This is a genomic window from Pedobacter sp. BAL39, assembly GCF_000170795.1.
In the GTDB taxonomy this organism is placed as follows: domain Bacteria; phylum Bacteroidota; class Bacteroidia; order Sphingobacteriales; family Sphingobacteriaceae; genus Pedobacter.
This window is the reverse complement of sequence record NZ_ABCM01000002.1, coordinates 447,990-466,485: the sequence shown is the minus strand read 5'-3', so window position 1 is coordinate 466,485 and position 18,496 is coordinate 447,990. Positions and strand designations below refer to the sequence as shown.

Below are 18,496 nucleotides of genomic sequence, written 5' to 3'. Positions count from 1 at the left end.
AAAAAACATGAAAAAGCAACCAGTAACCATCAGCCTTAAGAAAAACACATTGTTTATTTTTAAATCAAGGAAAACAAAAGGATTTTTGTCAGACCCGACGAATGCTACTACTACCTTAACATCGACTGTTACGGGGACCAGAGTTCAGTAACCACAGTCATTCACCATGGAGTTCAATCGGACATTGTTCGTTTGGACTTCATGGTTTTTTCACCTAAATAGGTCAAAAACTGCTTTTTATAGGTCACACCGAGTGGTACTTCAGTTTTGTTATTAAGGAAGATGGTATACCCTTCAACTTTTGTGATGAAATTCATAGAAATGATAAATGAGCGTTGAACACGTACGAAGCTCTGTCCTCCATTTAATTTTGCTTCAACTTCCTTCATGGTCAGGTAGGCAATATGAGTTTCTTGTGTTGTATGAATTTTAACGTAGTTATTCAGCCCTTCCACCATCACAATATCCCTGATATTGATTTTTGTATACTTCTGCACCTGATCAGTTTTGATAAAAAAAAAGTCTTCTACTGTAGTTTCTGTTATCTTGGGCTGTATTTCACCAAGTAACCGCTTGATCATCAAAGCAAATTTGCTCATGGATATTGGTTTCAGCAGGTATTCGTTTGCCTGAACACCAAACGCATCGTATGCATATTTCGCATGTGCCGTTGTCACTACAAGATACTTTGTTTTGTCCCGAACGGCCATTGAAAGGTCAATACCCGACATTCCAGGCATATCTATATCCATAAAAATGATATCGATTTGATCGGCTGCTGAGATATCAAGTAGTGCGTGCAGAGGATTCGTAAATGATTTTAAGAGTTGAAGGTTGGGCATGGCACTCACATATTCAGCTAAAAGCTCTACGGCGTGTTTCTCATCATCAATAATAACACAGTTTAATTTCTTATCCATTTTCTCCCTTCTTTTAGTTGTAATACGACAAATTATCAATCGATAATACCATCTACCACGTTAATTCTATCATTCACGTAATACATTTTGTCATTTCATGAAATTTGTTAAGAATGTATAAAGTTAAAGCAAATTCGCTGATAAAGTAACATAATTGTGCTGTCTATTTCCGGTCACGCTGCCATTATCTTGATTTTGGGATAATTGCAAAATATTTTGACTTCTCATAAATCATTCGCCACGTAAAAGCGTCGATTTACCACGTATATACTGTTATTGGTGTAAAAGAGTTTGTTGTATAGTTGATCTTACTTACTTTTATTCATCCCCCCTACAAAAGATTCCTAGTGCATGGAGGTGCACTAGGGATTTTAACTTTAATACCATTACTTCAAAATATCCGCACGTTCTCGTACTTTGTAAATAGAAGGGGAGTCATCCCCTTTATTTTTTAACATTTCAATGCACCCACAGGTTTAGAATATGATTACAAACACACGAGATGTGTGATGCAATCTTATATGCCTAGCTCTTCAGTCTTTATGCGTCCTTATTTTTAACTATATTGACCCTGTTTTTAATCTTAAAAGAATGCAGGGCAGTATTTATCAAATAGACAAGGAATCCGAATGGGAGGATCTGGGTAATGGGATCAGCAGAAAGGTGTTTGGCTACGATGACCAGATTATGTTGGTTAAAGTAAAATTTAGAAAGGGCGCCATTGGTGTTTTACATCAACATCCCCACGTTCAGGTTACCTATGTTGAGCGCGGTAAATTTGAGATGACGATCGGATCGGAACAAAGAATAATCAGTCGTGGTGACGGCTATTATGTACCTCCGAATGTTATTCACGGGTGTGTGTGTCTGGAAGAGGGAATACTAATCGATACCTTTAGTCCGCATAGGGCAGATTTTCTTTAACAAGGTAACAGACAATTTTATTTAACTCCCCCGAATGCGGCAAAACAAAGGTTTTTATGAAGTACTTCAAGATTCCGGAACCCACATTCAGCCATTATCCGGAACTGAAAGTTTATAGACCTGGGAGTGTCTTCATAAGAGATGTAATCAAATACTTTTTGTTTATACTCAGGTCCTCCAAGGCTTTCGATATATTCGCCATATTTTTGCTCAAAAAGAATATTCAATTCACTGGAGTCATGTGTGATGAGGTCTGAAATCCAGAACGAACCACCTGGTTTAAGAGCTTTAAAAATTTTGCTGAACATTAGGCGCCATTCCTCTTCAGCACGGAGGTGGTGCAGCGTAGCAGCCGCCAAAACAATATCATACTGCTCATTTCCAAGTTCAAGATTTCTCATGTCCATTTGAATAGTTTTGACCGTTCCTGAGGTCTGTGCGCTGACACGCTCCTCAGCTTTTGACAGCATGGGTAGGCTCAAATCATTCAGGGTGCAATTAAGGTTGGGGATTTTTGAAAGCATTTTCAGCGTATAGTTACCCGCACCACATCCAATGTCCAGTAATTCTGTCGCACCTGGCGTCACTTGTAGTGCTGCAGATGTACACAGTTCCATTGTTAACGGAGCATCCAGGGTTGTTGCCTGGCCGGTATCCATATTTGAAAAACGGGCTACATCCTGATCGAACCTGGCCTCAATTTCTGAGTTTGTCGCCTTACCTGTATATGTTATTGACATGATCTCTGATTTTTAAGCAAGATATGCAATGGATACCGGTATTTAAAATTTGACTCTTAACCCAATGCCGAGTTGAAACACGTCAGACAGTGTCAATTCGGACATATTCTGAAAATAGTTGACCAGGTAATAATCATTGGAGTTGAATTCAGAATATACACTTAGCGTTTTGATGCCAGTTCCTTTAAGTAGCTTGTCTGCCTTCAATTCCAATTCATTGGTGAATGAGATGTGAGGCCGGAACGCCTCTGACCAATAGTAATAATTGTCAGGGTAAAGGTCCGGATTGAATCTCCAGGACAGGTCTTTATGAAAAGTATAAGTAAAGAAGACACCCGGATTAAAAGGATAAAATTTCCCCCAGTCTTTCAATCGTATCTGGAAGGGTCTGTAGGCAAACTTTGCGGTTAGAATATGTAATTCACCCCCTTTTGATTTTGGAACATACCCGTAGTTGAAATCAATATTTCCTCTTTTATTTTTGAAGATATCATAACCCGCACCCGCACTGAAATACCCGATACTTCCGGCAAACTGGACAATGGCAGCATCAGGAATCAAAAATTTTACACCCTGGGCGGGTACATTGACAGAAAGACCTAAAAAAAACAGCACTATTAAAAAATACCTAGAAAAATACACGCTCAAAACTCAATTTTTGATTAACAACCTGAACTATTATAAACTCCCCTGAACCGAGGTTTCCCGTAACTAAGTAAGGGATACCGCTATTATCCGGATATTTGACCTCGAAGCTATGGGTATGTGCGTGTAATGAACCCAGGAATCCGGGCGTACTGTCGAAAGTATTGATGTAGTCGTCATATAACTTTACATCGAAGTCTTCTGCACTCGGCGGGACATGTGATACTGCAATAAAGTTATTTACTCCAGCTGTGGGCTTGAGCTGTTCCTTCAGCCAGGGCATGTCTGGGACTTTACCATTAAAGCTGTATTCCCTTCCATTTGTGTCGTGACAAATAAACTTAATGCCCCCATATACAAAACTAAAATTCAGCGGTCCGAACATATGCTCAAAGGTTTCCCTGCCCCTGGACGTTAAATCATGGTTGCCAATAACTGAAATATAAGGAACCTCCAGGTGTCTGAGACTTCTGGAGATCCACTCCATTTCCTTAAGTACGCCGAACTCGGAGATGTCACCAGCAAGAACCACAAAATCAATGTCTTTCATGGCATTGATTTTTTTGTAAAATTCAACCGTTTCATCTCTTGAACGCTGTGTATCACCGGTGAGGATAAATTTCACGGTATCGTCCTGAGCACCGTCGCCAAGCTTCTTAAGGTTCGTCGCATTCAGATCGCGAAGTGAATTCCTATCGAAAATCTGGTTAGGGCTATATTCGAAATGATTACATCCGGAAAAGACCAAGCTCAATAATAATAAAGTGTAAAAATGTTTCATGTCATCTTTTGTAGAAGAAGCGCAAACCTAAGCTTAAAAACAGCTTAATTTCTTCTGGATTGGCATATATGGCATTTCGTTAACAAAGAAATGGCATTATTTTAACACAGCAAATTATATTATGTTTGATTAGTAAAAAAAAAAGAGTCAGGTTCCGCTGACTCTCTTTTACTTATATAAAAGGTGGGATTTATTCGATAACTTTACCATCAGCACCTATTTTTAAGGAAGCAATTTGCTCATCTTTTTTGACATCAACCTGAAAATATTGAGTTTTATCAGCGTTGGTGACCAACCATGCGGCGGTAGGTGTCCATTCTTTATATGGGTCGGCTTTCAATGTAGTTTTAACAGCCTCTGGCAGGTCTTTAATCTCTACAGGAGTTTTAGTGGTACTGTCCTGAACTGCAGCAATAACCGGAATTTTTACATCGTTTGCTTTTGATGCTGTAAGGCCAACGAAGGCTACAAATACAGCGGATAAGATTAACTTTTTCATATGCTCGAATAATTTAAATTTTATAATTTGGTTACTTCATTTAACACTTATTGATTTACTATTTAACAGGTTTACCCTCTGCATCCAATCTTACTGATGCAGTTTCGTCACCTTTTTTGATGTCGATCTGATAGTAAGTAGTTTTGTCCGCATTTGTTACCAGGAATGCCGCTGTTGGCGTCCACTGTTTAACCGGTTCAGTTTGAAGGGTAGCCTTAACAGGTTCTGGAAGATCCTTAAGTTCAACTGGCGTTTTAGTAACGCTATCTTGTTGAACAATGATGTCGGACGGTTTGTTTACTTCACTTGCATTTGCAATAGTTAAACCTGCGAAAGCGAATAGAGCTGCTGATAAGATGATCTTTTTCATGTTCTTTATATTTTTAGTTCGTAAACTGATTAATTCTGTTAAATGTTGTTTAATAATGGTGCCACTCGATGGTATTCTGTTTTTTGCTTTGATAATCAGTTATTTATCCTTTTAACTCAATATTTATAAGTGTGGAGAAGGTCATCAATCTGTGGGATTTGTGATCATGAGTGCCGCGTTCAACTTCATAAAAAAGCTTCAACCTTTGGAGGATTGAAGCTTTTTTATCTCTTCATCAGCGCCTAATTCATATCACGCTGTACTTTTCGTGCCGTGCTTTTTCCAGGAAGATAAATCTGGAAACCCACACCTAAGGTAAGATTATGACCATAGGCGCTGTTTCCAAATCCAACTACTCCATTATATTTTAGCAATGTTTCCAAGCCGATAGATTCGGTAACGAAATACGTAAATCCGGGGCCAAAGCTAAAACCTAATCCATTTGTCGATTCACCGACCGCGGGATTTCTTCCGGAAACACCGACTGTAGCTTCACCAAAAAATCTGGAGTTTTTAACCACTTCATTTGCACCCGTGGCACCATAGTACCGACCCAGTGCACCCACGCCATAGTTAATACTTGTTCCCGCATTTTTTGCTGTCTGCAAACCGAAGGAGACGTCTCCACCCAGTGCAAGTCCATCCTGGACAAACCAGGCGGCTTTAGGGTTCAATGCGAAACTAAATTCGTTCGGCTTATCGAGGCCAAACGAAAGGTTCGTGATATTTGCACCGATCATCACATTTCCTTTGGAGATTTGTGCATTTGTATTGAAAAACGCTGCAACACAAAGACTTGTAGTAAATAATAATTTTTTCATAAGGTATTTTATAAGTGTAATATTTTAACAAAAGAGTATTTATATTGTTTTATTAATTGTATGGATTTCATAAATTGCCGGACTCATTTCACGATTCTATCATGACAAAACTGGGTTTTGATACCTCTATTAATGGCAATGCCAATTATTTCATCGAAAAAATATGGAAAGGCCTGACTGGTCTTTCGGTTTATATGGAACAAGAATATGTCAGATACCAACAGCGGCACCTGGAGAAATTCGGAACACCCTGGGACGGAGATGACTACACGGAATTTCTCCTGCCCAAGCTACATACCATCAGGAGAAATGATGTTGGGCTCTGGAAAAAAAATGAGGAGCTAAAAATGGTCGTTTATAAAGATTCCATAAATGAATTTCAGTTTGCACCGATCCTAAAATGTGTGGATCTTCAAAGGATCATAATTGAAGAGTATACAGGAGGAGCCCCGAACATCAGAATTGACGATCGGTTGTTGTCGGATGATGAAAGCCATCAATTTGCACTAAATGATGGCTTTCAGGATCAGTTTGACTTGTGCGGTTATTTTGGAGGATCTTTCCAGGGAATGCTGATCCATTGGACAAGCCTCAGGTATTGAAACCGGGGAGCCGTGGTTATTTCGAGCTCAATCTGCGGATCATTTCAGTACTCTGCTCACGTCCTTGTTCCAACCTTCCGCTGAAAAACAGTTTGGTCTGATCGAAATGTTGCTTATAGCCATTCATGTCTCCGTAGCCGATGATGGATGCCCATTCACGGACAGCAGAGTGGAACTCAAGGTCATCTGCGCGGATGCTTTTGTCGAATAGCGCGGTTTCTATAGACTCCTCCAGGAGCTCTTCATTTCTGAAAAGATACTCTACGATACCCAGTCGCAATCTGAAAGGGGGGGTCTGACAGATTAGATTTTCATAAGGGTTTGTGTTGAGATGATACCAGGCATCAGCCATGCTCAATAAACTCAGGTGCGAGTTTGGCCTGCGAATCTCCGGGTTTGCCGAAAGAGAAAATTCCTGCATGATTTGATCATCCAGCATCAGCGGTTTTCTGCTTTCATGAAAAACAAAGTCCCTTACCCGATGAAGGCGGTCCCTGAATGCCTGTTTTTCTTCCATGATCATCATCTTGAACAACTCGGATTCCGATTGTGCATACCGTTTCACCTGTTCCCCCGCAAAGGGATTTAAGATCGCCAGGCCGGCGTAAATGTGTGCCTTGTAGCTGAATATCCTTAGTGTCGTCAGGATCTTGACGTTATCAATGCCGCCCACATAAGACGCGTTCTCCCAGGGAAAAAAGCCCGCGGATTTCCAGGCGGTGCCCATGCTTTCAAAGCCGACATGTGTAGCCACCTGCGTGTCCGCGACAATCCTGTCGTGCATCTGAAAATCGACCATCTCGATTAAATCCGATCCTAAAGCCATCAGGACATCCGTCATGCGCTGATAAGCCTGGTCATTGCATCGGTGGGGGATCACGATCATCTTCTGACCGCTTGGGTCAATCCCAGGGCCATGCAGTGAATGACAGGTAATGATATTGATGTCTTTTGGGAGGTATTGCTCAAAAGCACGGATCTCCGGTGTTTTTACGGAGGTCTGACCAGAAACTATGGCTCCATATTTTGTAGAGGGACCATATAACGCAGCAACCTCATTGATTTTTTCCGACTCTACCGCATAGAAAATAATGTCGCAAATTCTAGAAACTTCCTTGCCATCGTGCAGGACCGTGATCCCGAGTGGACCTAGTTCCTCCATTAGCGCTTCATAACGCTCTGGCAAATCTGTTCCGAAGACAGCATATCCAGCCTTAGAAAAGCATTTTGCATAGAGCTTGCCCATATCTCCAAGGCCGATGATTCCTATATTCATGTTTCATAAAATTGGACAGTCCTAAACGAAAGGTCCTGGTTATAATTTATTATAAAAACGCCCCGTCCGGTAGCTGACTACCGCACAGGGCGACATTCGTATGTGATCAATTTTAGTGAGACGCCTTGTTCTTTCTGATAAAGGATAAATAAAACGCTGTAACAATAATAACAACGACTAAAACTGGTAGGATGATCATTGGAAACATAAAATTCAATTTTTAAGATTAAAATATAGGATGAAGGTAGCAAAAAAAAAATGCTTCCTAAAAAATAACTCTAGTTTGCTGATAACCAGCAGTCCAGCGGTCTTTTGCTCATTCCCTTCTATTATTTTGTTAAAATATGATCAAAGTTGGGGAATATGGGATGATTGTCGGTTTTTTCCAACCTTTATTTGTCATTTCCACTGGTTCTTTACAATCGTTTTGCCGATTATTTGATTTAACTGTGTAAATTAGCGGCGTCTGAAAAAAAGGTTTCCCAAAATATGGCTCCAAAAAAAGTATTGAAAGTCGGTTTAGACTCTGCCGCGCCTTTCCCGATGCATTCGGATTACAACTCTGAACGTTTTGAGGGGTTTGAAGTAGACCTCCTGGCTGCAATAACAGCAGATTTGGATTATGAGATCGAATATGAAGTTTCATTATGGCAGAACATCCTTGAAAAACTCTTTAAAGGAGAATTGGACATCATCTGTTCTGCTGTGACAGTCACACCTTCGAGGAGGCACATTCTTGAGTTTAGCGACCCTTATCTTCATTTCAGGCTATGTGCGGTGATACCTGCCGATAGCAGCCTGAACAGCGTTGATGATTTCCGGAACAAAACCATTGGTGTGAGGATTGCCACAGAAGCAGAAAAACATGTACACACGAAATTTCCAGCAAATAACATGGTTCATGCGGAAACGAACAAGGAATTATACCGCAAATTACAGGCTGGAAAGATTGACATGCTGATTGACGATTCGCCAATCGCCGGAGGTTTTCTGCAAAATAACCCGAAGCTTAAAATTGGCATGTTCATGCCTGACACGGATTCTCATTATGCTATTGCCATGAAAAAAGGTGATGTTGAACTTACAAAACAGTTCAATGCGGCATTAAGCAGACTTAAAGACAACGGTGTCTACACCGAGATCCACGACAAATGGTTCAGTAAGGTTGAATTCTGATCGATTACAACATCGTACCGCAGTATTTGCAATAGTTGGCATCTCCATCATGTCCTTCTCTGCCGCATCCTGGGCAAACCTGTAAATGCTGCCCTTTTTTTCGCGCGGCGACTGCCATTTCCGTTGTGATGATCCCGGTCGGTACCGCAATAATTGCATAACCAATCAACATCATGATGGAGGCGACAAACTTTCCGGTAGGCGTTACCGGTGAAATGTCTCCATAGCCAACGGTTGTGATCGTGACGATGGCCCAGTAAATACTTTCCGGAATGCTGGAGAAGCCGTTCTCACGGTGCTCAACCAGGTACATCACCGAGCCAAGCACGACCACAAGTGTCAATACGGTGAGCATGAAAATACTGATCTTCCTGAGACTACCTGCAATGGCCTGTGTCAGGAAATTCATCTCGGAAAGGTAACGGCCGAGCCGGAATATCCTGAATATCCTCAGCAACCTCAATGCCCTCAGGGCGAGCAACGACTGCGCACCGATAAAAATTATACTCAGGTAGGAGGGAATCAGCGCCAGCAGGTCAATGATCCCCAGAGGGCTTTTGATATACCGTAAGGGATGCCGGATCACCATCAGCCGAAGTAGATATTCGATGGTAAACAACACTGTAAATCCCCATTCCAGAGCCGTAAAAATACCTCCATACTTATTATGGTAAGCCGCCACACTATCCAGCATCACCACCAAAATACTCAGCACAATTGCAATCAGAAGTGCAACATCAAAGGTTTTCCCTGCAACGGTATTGGACTCGTAGATCACTTCATGTAGTCTTTCTTTCCAGTTTGTGTGGTCTTGAGTTTTACCTTTCATTGTAAGCTATTTCATTGGATGCGGAGCTGAAGCTAAAAAAAATCACGCACTGAAACTAAAAAAATACAACAAAAGGCCCCCATGCTTGTTTTCAAAAGATTAACAGATACTATCATTTCATCACAAAGCTTTTACATGGAGAGACACACCTATCAAACTGGAATTATTGGAAACTGCGCTTACCTTGCCCATATAAATAAAAATACAAATGTTGACTGGTTATGTTGGCCAAGATTCGATAGTAGTTTTATCTTCGGAGGACTGATCGATGATTCTTCAACAGGGGGATCATTTTCAATTCTCCCAAAAGAGCCTTATACCTCTCATCAATATTACCTGGAGAATACCAACATCATCTGTACAGAAATCTCTTATGCTGAGGGAAAATACAGAATTACTGATTTTGCACCACGCTTTCGTCAGTTCGATCGCTACTTTAAACCATTAATGCTTATTAGAAAGGTGGAACTCCTGGAAGGAAATCCCCGAATCAGGGTGAAATGCACGCCTGTCTGCAATTATGGAGCAAGCCATCAGAAAGGGTACCGGGGCAGCAACCACATTCAGTTTAAAGGATGTGAAGAAGATATGCAGCTCAGCACAAACATCCCCATTAGTTACATTGAGGATGAGACTTATTTCGCTTTAAAAGAACCGAAATACCTTGTCCTGACCTACGGACACCAGCTGGATGCCCCGCTGGAGAGTACCGCAGATCGCTTCCTGAAAGAAACCATCAAATATTGGAGGACCTGGATCAAGCACAGCAAAATCGACGGCTTTTATCAGAACATGGTGATCAGATCTGCGCTCGTGCTGAAAATCCACCAATATGAAGATACCGGCGCAATCATTGCGGCAAGTACCACCAGTCTCCCTGAGTCACCCGGAAGCACACGTAACTGGGATTATCGCTACTGTTGGATGAGGGATACCTACTATGTCATTACCGCGCTGAACCACATTGGCCATTTCGAGGAAATGGAGAAGTATTTCGGTTATGTGACCGACATCTCCTTTAGTGACGATAAACGCTATCAGCCACTGTTTGGAATTGCAGGCGAGAGAGTTCTGACCGAACGCCAGCTCGGACATGTGAAAGGATATTTGGGGAACCAGCCGGTCAGGGTGGGTAATCAGGCTTACGAACACATTCAGAATGATATTTATGGACAGGTATTGATTTCCATGCTGCCGCTGTATCACGACAGGCGTTTCATCATTGACGAACGTCAGGATTCATCAATCTGGCTGGATAGCCTGCTCGGTAAAATTGAACGCACCATTGATGAGCAGGATGCAGGTATCTGGGAGTTTAGAAATATTGCGAATACCCACTGTTATACCAACCTCTTCCAATGGGCAGGCGCCAATGCAGCGTTGAAGATGTCCATAACCATTGGCAATAAAGCTTTTCAGGAACGTGCAGAGCGCCTGATTGAAAAAGCTTCGAAACACATTGAAGATTGTTACGACCCGGAGAAGAAAGCTTATAACCATGCAGTAGGCAGCCCGCACCTGGATGCCAGCACACTTCAGCTCATTCTCATGAACTATCTCGACCCTCAGTCACAGCGGGCAAAAGATCACCTCATCGCATTAGAGAAAGAACTAAAAGCCGAGGGAGGGCTTTTCTACCGGTACCTTCATACCGATGATTTTGGCAAGCCAAAAACCACCTTCCTGATTTGTGCGTTCTGGTATGTGGAGGCGCTTGCCTGTGTAGGAAGATTGGATGATGCCATACGTGAATTTGAAGCCATCATTAAATACGGAAATCACCTCTCGCTGTTTAGTGAAGATGTAGACGAGAAAGATGGCAGTCAGTGGGGCAACTTCCCTCAGGCTTATAGTCACGTTGGCCTCATGAACGCTGCACATCGCATTGCTATTAAACTGGACCGGCCCGTTTTTCTGTAGCCTACTGGTTTGCGGAATGCGCATAACCAGGAATGCCCAAATAAGAATTCCCCCAATAAGAAATGCCCTTAGTACGATAATCGTCTAAGGGCATTTTTACGAGACTAAAATCCCGGCTGATCAACACCTATATTTAACCGATCAGTGTGGTCGACGGCTCCAGCAAGGTACTGAGCAACTGACGGACTTCTATGAAGTCTTTCAGGTAAAACCTTGCAGCCGAGATGTTACTACCTACCTTAATGGTGTATGCATCCGTAGACAGCGCTTTGAAGATGTCTTCGTCGGTGTGGTCGTCTCCCAATGCCAGTATAAAATCCGGATCATTGCCGTACAACCAGTTTTGGGCTGCCTTACCTTTATTCACCTCAACATTTTTAAATTCTATCACTTTGTTTCCTGGCATCATCTGCAATCCTTTTTCAGCGATAACCAGGCGCAGGTGGTTGATGATCTCGTTGGCACGCAGTTCCCCAAGGCCATTTTCGACTTTGCGGTAATGCCAAACCAGCGAGTAACTTTTCTCTTCTATGAATGATCCGGGAGTCCGGTCCGTATAGGTTTCCAATACGGCACTCACTTCCTGTTTCCATTTATCGGTAAGTAGGGGCAGCCTTTTCCATTCTTCCGCATTGATTTTCTGCCAGGCACCATGCTCGGCAATCATGTCCAGTTTAAGATGCCCAAACCAGCTCTCCAGGGTTTGGTAACGCCTTCCACTAATGATGATGACCCTGTTGAGCGGATCTGCAGTCAGGCGTTCCAGTAAATTATATAAAGCTTCATCAGGAGCGGCTTTTTCGATATCTCCGTTGAATCCTACAAGCGTACCATCGTAATCCAGAAATATATAACGCTCTTTTGCCTTTTTGTAAGCATCAGCAATTTCATCTTTCACTACCTGTACGGCATGTTTGGTCTTCAACGACTCCTGCATCTCTTTCACTTCCTGTAATTTATTCATAAAGTTTCTCACCCAAAGGTGTATATTAAATTTTTTGACTGTTTTTCTCAGGGCGGTCATGCGCTGTTGCTGCTCATCTGCCGTCATGTTGATGGCTGTGAGTATCTTACGCATGATGTCGCCGATATTATTAGGATTTACAATTAATGCGTCATTTAATTCCTTGGAGGCGCCCGCCATCTCACTTAAGATCAATACCCCATCATTCTTGATCCTGGAGGCCACATATTCCTTACTGACCAGGTTCATACCATCACGCATTGGCGTCACGAGACAGATGTCTGCGCTGCTGTACATGGCCGACAGAAATTCCACAGAAAAGGACCTGTAAAAGTAATGGATGGGCACCCAGTTCATTGTTCTGAAACGCGCATTGATGTTACCTACCAACTGATCAATGTTGTCCCGAAGCTCCTTGTATTTAGGTACTGTATCCCTGGAGGGAACAACGATCATATATAGCGCCAGCTTCTCAATGTATTCAGGGTGCAGTTGGAGTAACAGTTCATACGCCTGTAAGCGCTGGATGATTCCTTTACTGTAATCCAGTCTGTCGATACTCAGAATGATTTTTAACCGCTGCTGACTGATTTTAAATGAATCCGCATACTTGGCTACTTTTGGATGTTTGGTTAAGCTCTCGAATTTTTCGTAATCAATACCCATTGGAAATGCTTCGACAACCACCTGTCTGTTCTTATAGATGATGACATTGTCCGCGAGTTTTCCATTTGACAACCTTGATGCTGCACTAAGAAAATGCCGTACATCGTCAAACGTATGAAAACCGAGTAAGTCTGCACCCAGCATTCCTGCAATGAGTTCTTCACGCCATGGAATCAGCCGGAAGATCTCATAAGAAGGGAAGGGGATGTGCTGAAAGAAACCGATGGTCACCTGCGGCTGCTCTCTTCTGATGAGACAGGGCAGCATCAGCAACTGGTAGTCATGCACCCACAGGGTATCACCCTGTTTGAGATGCGTGACTGCCACATCTTTAAACTTCTTGTTGACACTCTTATAGAAATCCCAGTAAACCTGATCGAAGTTCGCATAAGTCACGAGGTAATGAAATACAGGCCATAAGATCTCATTAGAAAAACCCTCGTAAAAAAGGTTGATTTCTTCGGCTGTGAGAAATACGGGGATGAGGTTAAGCTGTGCCAGCTTTTCTGTGACCTCTGCCTGTCGTTCTTCCGGAATTTCAATTCCGGGCCAGCCTATCCATATGTTGTTTCCTTGCTTATAAACCGAGCCTAATCCAGTTGCCAATCCTCCTTCACTAGGACTGAGCATATACTCACCGTTGATCTCCGTAATCTTGACGGGCAAACGGTTTGAAATAATTATTGTTTTGCTATCCTTTACCATTTTGTACTTAAAAAACCCCGCAAACACAGTTTTGTTTGATTTAATTAAGGAAAATGTATTATTAGTTGATAATTTATCGGATATGCAGGAGTTATTCTTTATTTTTTAGAAACACCTTCACGACTTGTTTTTCGCTTAATATATTTTACAATTGACGGATCTTCAAGGTCTTCCATTCCGCTAAGCTCTATTTCCAATGCTTTTGTACTGAGCTGAATTTCCAGCAGTGACATGAGTAAGGATACGGTAAAAAAAAGCAGGCTCATGGCAAAAAGTACTTCGGCGAATACCGGTTTTTGAAGGTAGATGCATAACATACATAGGATACAGGTCACGAAACTCAGTACACCGAAAGCCTGCATATTTTTGATGAGCCTCAGGCGGTAGCGAAGGTTGCCAATCTGGCCATGCAACATACTTTCCTTATCTCCCTCAGCATATTTGGCATGGAGACTTCTCACCAAAGCAGCAAGCGCCAGGAAGCGGTTGGTGTAAGCAAGCATAATGAGGCTGATTGCAGGAAACAGCAACGCCGGTGTATTGATTGAGATTTCCATAGTTATAATAAGTCTTTGAGTACCTTCCAGACATTGTCTGCCAGAATTTTTTGTCCCTCAGCAGTCGGATGAATGCCATCCTCCTGATTTAAACGGGATACACCGCCCACACCCTGTAATAAAAATGGCACAAGCGTCATCTTATTTGTTGTTGCGAGGGTCGGAAAAATACCCTTGAATTCAGTCGCATATTCGGCACCCATATTTGGGGGGATCTGCATACCTGCCATCACCAGTTTCACCTCCGGATATTTAGCTTTCACGCGGTCAATGATGTCCTGCAAGTTTTTGACCGTTTCTTTCAGTGGAAGGCCCCGAAGTCCGTCGTTGGCACCCAGCTCGAGTACCATGATATTTACCGGCTGCTCCAGCAGCCAGTCGATTCTGCCTTTTCCACCTGCCGAAGTTTCGCCGCTTAGTCCGGCATTGATGACCTTGTAGGGCAAACCGCCATCATCAATTTTTTTTTGTATCAATGCAGGATAAGCTTCGGTTGCATCCAGTCCATAGCCTGCAGTAAGGCTAGTTCCGAAAAACAGGATATTCTTTTTTAAAGTTTTTTCATTGTTCCCTGCGGATCCGTCAACAGGATGCTCCTCGTCTTTCTGTTTTTTGGAGTCGTTGTTGACGCAGGAGCTGAAACTGAGGAGTGTTGCACAGATGACTGTCAAAATACGGGCATTTATGTGGCAATTATGTAACATATCTTATGGATTTGGTGATAATAGAAAAATGTTTCCCAGGCAATATTGTATATTTAACAGTCAACACCGTCATTATCCCTGATCTTATTCCTCAAAAATATAAAAAACAATAAGCTTTGAAAACGATTCTTGATGTCCGAAATGTAAGTAAAATTTATCAAAGCGCGGCCCAGGCGCTGACTGTTCTGGATCAGGTCAGCTTTAGTGTGACGGCCGGCGACACCGTGGCCATCACTGGCCCCTCAGGAAGTGGCAAAACGACATTACTTGGTCTGTGTGCCGGACTCGACCAGGCCAGCAACGGAACGGTTGCGCTTAACGATATGGATTTGGGTGTTCTCTCAGAAGATCAGCGTGCAGCGCTGAGAAATCAGCATGTCGGGTTTATATTCCAGAATTTCCAGCTGCTGTCCACGCTAACTGCCCTGGAAAATGTAATGGTCCCGCTTGAGCTCAGGGGCATCAGAAACGCAGGGGAACAGGCGATGGAGTTACTGGATAAAGTTGGCCTTAGCGCCCGCGCGTCGCATTACCCGATACAACTTTCCGGAGGTGAACAACAACGGGTGTCGCTTGCACGTGCTTTTTCTAATCAACCGGACATCTTATTTGCTGACGAGCCCACAGGAAACCTCGATACGGAAACTAGTGAAAAAATTGTCAGGCTGATCTTTGACCTGAACAAAGCTGCCGGAACTACGCTCATCATCGTCACACATGACCTCGAACTTGCGGCAAAAGCGAATAGGACCATCAAGTTAAAAGGTGGAGTAATTATTTCAGATTCAGCGGTTAATTATGTCTGATACAAAGCTGCACTTCAATAGAAAGACCAATTATTCATGGCTCTTTAGAATGGCCTGGAGGGACAGTCGGAGAAACCGGTCGCGCCTCTTGCTTTTCATTTCTTCCATCATCCTGGGCATTGCCGCACTGGTGGCTATTTATGCGTTCCGCGACAACCTTCAACGAGATATAGACGAACAAGCGAAGGAACTTACCGGTGCCGACCTGATTATCGAAAGCCGTAAACCGGTTAAGGGTAGCACGGATGCGGTACTAGATACAATTGGCGAACGGCGGGCAAAGGAACGTAGTTTTGCTTCGATGGTATATTTCCTGAAAAATAGTGCAAGCAGGCTGATACAGGTGCGCGCGTTGGAAGGAGCATATCCCTTTTACGGAGAGATCGGTACGAGCCCTGCCAATGCAGCCAGCACATTTCAGCAGGGCAGAAATGCACTTGTAGATCAGACACTGTTGATGCAGTACGGTGCGGCGGTTGGAGATTCCATCAAAATCGGTGCGCTGAACTTTGCCATTGCCGGAAGCCTTGAGCGCGTACCCGGCCAAAGCGGGATTACCAGTGCTGTTGCACCTGTAGTTTACATCCCTTTGAAATACCTGGAAAAAACGGGTCTTCATAAAATCGGCAGCAGGATCACCTACCGTTACTATTATAAGTTCTACAATGATGGTTTACTTACAGCTACGCTAAAAAAGCTAGGTCCTTTAATGGATAAAGAAGGACTGGACCATGAAACGGTGGCGACAAAAAAAGCAGGTACAGGCAGAGCCTTCAATGACCTGAACCGGTTTCTGGCACTTTCGGGTTTTGTAGCCTTATTGCTTGGTTGCATCGGAGTGGGCAGTTCCGTTCAGGTATACATCAAAGAAAAGTTATCGGCGATTGCGACATTAAGGTGTCTCGGCATGAATGCACGTGAGGCATTTATCATCTACCTGATCCAGATTGTTGCCGTTGGGTTCATCGGTGCTCTTGCGGGGGCTGCACTGGGTACCCTCATCCAGTTTGGATTGCCCGCACTACTTGCAGACTTCATTCCGATAGAGATACAGATGCGCATTTCATGGAGCGCCATAGGACAGGGGCTCGTGCTTGGTGTCGTGATTGCTTTGCTGTTTGCCTTACCTTCGCTGCTGGAGGTACGCAGGATCTCGCCACTGAATGCCATCAGGGCCTCTTTCGAATCTTCAAAATCCAAATCAGACCCTGTTTCGTGGGTGGTATACCTATTCATCATTCTTTTTATCTACGGTTTCAGCTACCTGCAGCTTGGTGGCTGGATTGAGGCCTTGTTTTTCATAGCGGCGATAACCGTCGCCTTTGGTTCATTATATGGCTTATCGAAGGCAATGATGTGGCTCACCAGAAAGGCCATGCGCCCTTCAATGAGTTACTTGTGGCGACAGGGATTTGCAAATCTCTATCGCCCGAACAACCAGACGGTGATGCTGATCGTTGCTATCGGCCTTTCAACAACACTTATTGCCCTGCTTTATTTTGTGCAGGTCATCCTGATCAATAAGGTTTCCTTTTCGTCCAGTAAAAATCAACCTAACATGGTGTTATTTGATATTCAGTCGGCTCAAAAGGAAGCACTGGCAACGATGACAAGGCAACATCAGCTTCCTGTAATGAGCCAGGTGCCCATCGTTACCATGAGGATAGAGGAGGTGAATGGTAAAACTGCTGCAGAGCTGGCAATTGCAGATAGCCTTGCCGGAAAAAAAGACCAGCCGGAACAACGTGGGGAAGGACCGCAGGGCAGAGCTTTTCGTGGAGAAATCAGGGCCAGTTATCAGCAGCAGCTGACTTCCGCCGAACGAGTGGTGGCTGGCCAATGGACCGGATCAGTTAAACCCGGCAGTACGGCGATAGTATCATTGGAACAACAATATGCAGAACGCATCCATGTAAATATTGGAGATACCATCCTTTTTAATGTGCAGGGGATGCTTATCCCCGCAGTTGTAGGTAGCCTGCGGGAAGTGGACTGGAACAGGATGCAGACCAATTTCAGGGTAGTATTTTCGGGAGGTGTATTGGAGAAAGCACCTCAGTTTAGTGTGCTGATGACCCGGGTGCCTTCGAAAGAGGCCTCTGCAAAGTATCAGGCTGATGTGGTCAACAAATTTCCAAACATATCGATGATTGACCTGGGGCTGGTGCTTCAGGTCCTGGACGACCTACTTGGGAAAATAGGCTTTGTGATTCGTTTTATGGCAGGCTTCAGCATGGCCACAGGATGGGTCGTATTACTCTCGGCCGTTATGGCGAGTAAAGGACAACGTCAAAAGGAAACCGTACTACTCCGTACATTGGGTGCCAGCAGGCGACAGCTGAACATCATTATCGCCCTGGAGTACTTATTTCTCGGGATGCTGGCATCGGCGACAGGGATTGTCCTGGCAATGGCCGGAGCCTGGGCGATTGCGACTTTCAGTTTAAAGGCAAGCTTTAGTCCAGATGTACTTCCCGTAATCGCTTTCTTCATTGCTGTCACGCTATTGGTGATGCTAACGGGACTTTACAACAGCAGGAAGATATTCAACCATTCTCCACTGGAAATTTTGAGAAAGGAAAGCTGATCAG

18 protein-coding genes are annotated in these 18,496 nt (G+C 43.5%); 6 read left to right on the top strand and 12 right to left on the bottom strand.

From position 1 onward, the window contains the following. Positions 1–173: 173 nt before the first annotated feature. Complete coding sequence (locus PBAL39_RS04255) at positions 174–920, bottom strand: LytTR family DNA-binding domain-containing protein (RefSeq protein WP_008238654.1); 747 nt, start codon at positions 918–920, stop codon at positions 174–176. A gap of 591 nt (positions 921–1,511) precedes the next feature. Between PBAL39_RS04255 and PBAL39_RS04250 the strand changes: the two genes are divergently transcribed. Beyond that, positions 1,512–1,844, top strand: coding sequence for a cupin domain-containing protein (locus PBAL39_RS04250; RefSeq protein WP_008238652.1), 333 nt, complete (start codon positions 1,512–1,514; stop codon positions 1,842–1,844). A gap of 17 nt (positions 1,845–1,861) precedes the next feature. Here PBAL39_RS04250 and PBAL39_RS04245 read toward each other — a convergent pair whose 3' ends face one another. The 6 genes from PBAL39_RS04245 to PBAL39_RS04220 form a co-directional block, all read right to left on the bottom strand. After that, positions 1,862–2,584 (bottom strand): class I SAM-dependent methyltransferase, encoded by a 723-nt coding sequence (locus tag PBAL39_RS04245; RefSeq protein WP_008238650.1) that lies wholly within the window; start codon positions 2,582–2,584, stop codon positions 1,862–1,864. Positions 2,585–2,626: 42 nt separating this feature from the next. Further along, positions 2,627–3,199: a hypothetical protein gene (locus PBAL39_RS04240; protein ID WP_008238648.1), complete on the bottom strand. Its 573-nt coding sequence runs from the start codon at positions 3,197–3,199 to the stop codon at positions 2,627–2,629. A 13-nt stretch (positions 3,200–3,212) separates the two neighbouring features. Further along, on the bottom strand, positions 3,213–4,010 hold the full coding sequence (locus PBAL39_RS04235; RefSeq protein ID WP_008238646.1) for a metallophosphoesterase: 798 nt from the start codon (positions 4,008–4,010) through the stop codon (positions 3,213–3,215). A gap of 190 nt (positions 4,011–4,200) precedes the next feature. Next, positions 4,201–4,509: a hypothetical protein gene (locus PBAL39_RS04230; protein ID WP_008238644.1), complete on the bottom strand. Its 309-nt coding sequence runs from the start codon at positions 4,507–4,509 to the stop codon at positions 4,201–4,203. A 58-nt stretch (positions 4,510–4,567) separates the two neighbouring features. Continuing rightward, positions 4,568–4,879, bottom strand: a complete 312-nt coding sequence (locus PBAL39_RS04225) for a hypothetical protein (RefSeq protein WP_008238641.1) — start codon at positions 4,877–4,879, stop codon at positions 4,568–4,570. 242 nt (positions 4,880–5,121) lie between these two features. Continuing rightward, complete coding sequence (locus PBAL39_RS04220; protein WP_008238638.1) at positions 5,122–5,700, bottom strand: hypothetical protein; 579 nt, start codon at positions 5,698–5,700, stop codon at positions 5,122–5,124. Positions 5,701–5,801: 101 nt separating this feature from the next. Between PBAL39_RS04220 and PBAL39_RS04215 the strand changes: the two genes are divergently transcribed. After that, complete coding sequence (locus PBAL39_RS04215) at positions 5,802–6,302, top strand: hypothetical protein (protein ID WP_008238637.1); 501 nt, start codon at positions 5,802–5,804, stop codon at positions 6,300–6,302. Between the two features lie 16 nt (positions 6,303–6,318). On the opposite strand, the gene PBAL39_RS04210 is transcribed toward PBAL39_RS04215, so the two are convergent. Continuing rightward, the gene (locus PBAL39_RS04210) at positions 6,319–7,578 is read right to left on the bottom strand and encodes a prephenate dehydrogenase (protein ID WP_008238636.1); all 1,260 of its coding nucleotides are present in this window, start codon (positions 7,576–7,578) and stop codon (positions 6,319–6,321) included. Between the two features lie 489 nt (positions 7,579–8,067). Here PBAL39_RS04210 and PBAL39_RS04205 point away from each other — a divergent pair, with 489 nt between their 5' ends. After that, positions 8,068–8,754: an ABC transporter substrate-binding protein gene (locus tag PBAL39_RS04205; protein WP_008238635.1), complete on the top strand. Its 687-nt coding sequence runs from the start codon at positions 8,068–8,070 to the stop codon at positions 8,752–8,754. 4 nt (positions 8,755–8,758) lie between these two features. Here PBAL39_RS04205 and PBAL39_RS04200 read toward each other — a convergent pair whose 3' ends face one another. Continuing rightward, the gene (locus PBAL39_RS04200; protein WP_008238634.1) at positions 8,759–9,583 is read right to left on the bottom strand and encodes an ion transporter; all 825 of its coding nucleotides are present in this window, start codon (positions 9,581–9,583) and stop codon (positions 8,759–8,761) included. Positions 9,584–9,718: 135 nt separating this feature from the next. Here PBAL39_RS04200 and PBAL39_RS04195 point away from each other — a divergent pair, with 135 nt between their 5' ends. Continuing rightward, positions 9,719–11,503: a glycoside hydrolase family 15 protein gene (locus PBAL39_RS04195; protein ID WP_039866037.1), complete on the top strand. Its 1,785-nt coding sequence runs from the start codon at positions 9,719–9,721 to the stop codon at positions 11,501–11,503. 133 nt (positions 11,504–11,636) lie between these two features. Here the strand turns inward: PBAL39_RS04195 and PBAL39_RS04190 are convergent, their stop codons facing one another. From PBAL39_RS04190 to PBAL39_RS04180, 3 genes are all read right to left on the bottom strand, one after another. Continuing rightward, a complete protein-coding gene (locus PBAL39_RS04190) occupies positions 11,637–13,838 on the bottom strand; it encodes a bifunctional alpha,alpha-trehalose-phosphate synthase (UDP-forming)/trehalose-phosphatase (protein ID WP_008238630.1) in 2,202 nt (733 codons plus the stop codon). Positions 13,839–13,936: 98 nt separating this feature from the next. Then, positions 13,937–14,395, bottom strand: a complete 459-nt coding sequence (locus tag PBAL39_RS04185; RefSeq protein ID WP_008238629.1) for a DUF2721 domain-containing protein — start codon at positions 14,393–14,395, stop codon at positions 13,937–13,939. Between the two features lie 2 nt (positions 14,396–14,397). Next, positions 14,398–15,066, bottom strand: a complete 669-nt coding sequence (locus PBAL39_RS04180; RefSeq protein WP_008238628.1) for an arylesterase — start codon at positions 15,064–15,066, stop codon at positions 14,398–14,400. Between the two features lie 149 nt (positions 15,067–15,215). Here PBAL39_RS04180 and PBAL39_RS04175 point away from each other — a divergent pair, with 149 nt between their 5' ends. Together PBAL39_RS04175 and PBAL39_RS04170 are read left to right on the top strand one after the other, a co-directional pair. Beyond that, complete coding sequence (locus tag PBAL39_RS04175) at positions 15,216–15,905, top strand: ABC transporter ATP-binding protein (RefSeq protein ID WP_008238627.1); 690 nt, start codon at positions 15,216–15,218, stop codon at positions 15,903–15,905. Further along, positions 15,898–18,492, top strand: a complete 2,595-nt coding sequence (locus PBAL39_RS04170; protein WP_008238626.1) for an ABC transporter permease — start codon at positions 15,898–15,900, stop codon at positions 18,490–18,492. The genes PBAL39_RS04175 and PBAL39_RS04170 overlap by 8 nt, the downstream gene beginning before the upstream one ends. The last annotated feature ends 4 nt before the right edge of the window (positions 18,493–18,496 follow it).

Bases quoted from the DNA above. Each gene is read 5' to 3' on its own strand.
- PBAL39_RS04245 (WP_008238650.1), bottom strand. From the start codon at position 2,584: ATGTCAATAACATATACAGGTAAGGCGACAAACTCAGAAATTGAGGCC.
- PBAL39_RS04210 (WP_008238636.1), bottom strand. From the start codon at position 7,578: ATGAATATAGGAATCATCGGCCTTGGAGATATGGGCAAGCTCTATGCA.
- PBAL39_RS04170 (WP_008238626.1), top strand. From the start codon at position 15,898: ATGTCTGATACAAAGCTGCACTTCAATAGAAAGACCAATTATTCATGG.
- PBAL39_RS04235 (WP_008238646.1), bottom strand. From the start codon at position 4,010: ATGAAACATTTTTACACTTTATTATTATTGAGCTTGGTCTTTTCCGGA.
- PBAL39_RS04195 (WP_039866037.1), top strand. From the start codon at position 9,719: ATGGAGAGACACACCTATCAAACTGGAATTATTGGAAACTGCGCTTAC.
- PBAL39_RS04200 (WP_008238634.1), bottom strand. From the start codon at position 9,583: ATGAAAGGTAAAACTCAAGACCACACAAACTGGAAAGAAAGACTACAT.
- PBAL39_RS04225 (WP_008238641.1), bottom strand. From the start codon at position 4,879: ATGAAAAAGATCATCTTATCAGCAGCTCTATTCGCTTTCGCAGGTTTA.
- PBAL39_RS04250 (WP_008238652.1), top strand. From the start codon at position 1,512: ATGCAGGGCAGTATTTATCAAATAGACAAGGAATCCGAATGGGAGGAT.
- PBAL39_RS04230 (WP_008238644.1), bottom strand. From the start codon at position 4,509: ATGAAAAAGTTAATCTTATCCGCTGTATTTGTAGCCTTCGTTGGCCTT.
- PBAL39_RS04185 (WP_008238629.1), bottom strand. From the start codon at position 14,395: ATGGAAATCTCAATCAATACACCGGCGTTGCTGTTTCCTGCAATCAGC.
- PBAL39_RS04205 (WP_008238635.1), top strand. From the start codon at position 8,068: ATGGCTCCAAAAAAAGTATTGAAAGTCGGTTTAGACTCTGCCGCGCCT.
- PBAL39_RS04220 (WP_008238638.1), bottom strand. From the start codon at position 5,700: ATGAAAAAATTATTATTTACTACAAGTCTTTGTGTTGCAGCGTTTTTC.
- PBAL39_RS04190 (WP_008238630.1), bottom strand. From the start codon at position 13,838: ATGGTAAAGGATAGCAAAACAATAATTATTTCAAACCGTTTGCCCGTC.
- PBAL39_RS04255 (WP_008238654.1), bottom strand. From the start codon at position 920: ATGGATAAGAAATTAAACTGTGTTATTATTGATGATGAGAAACACGCC.
- PBAL39_RS04215 (WP_008238637.1), top strand. From the start codon at position 5,802: ATGACAAAACTGGGTTTTGATACCTCTATTAATGGCAATGCCAATTAT.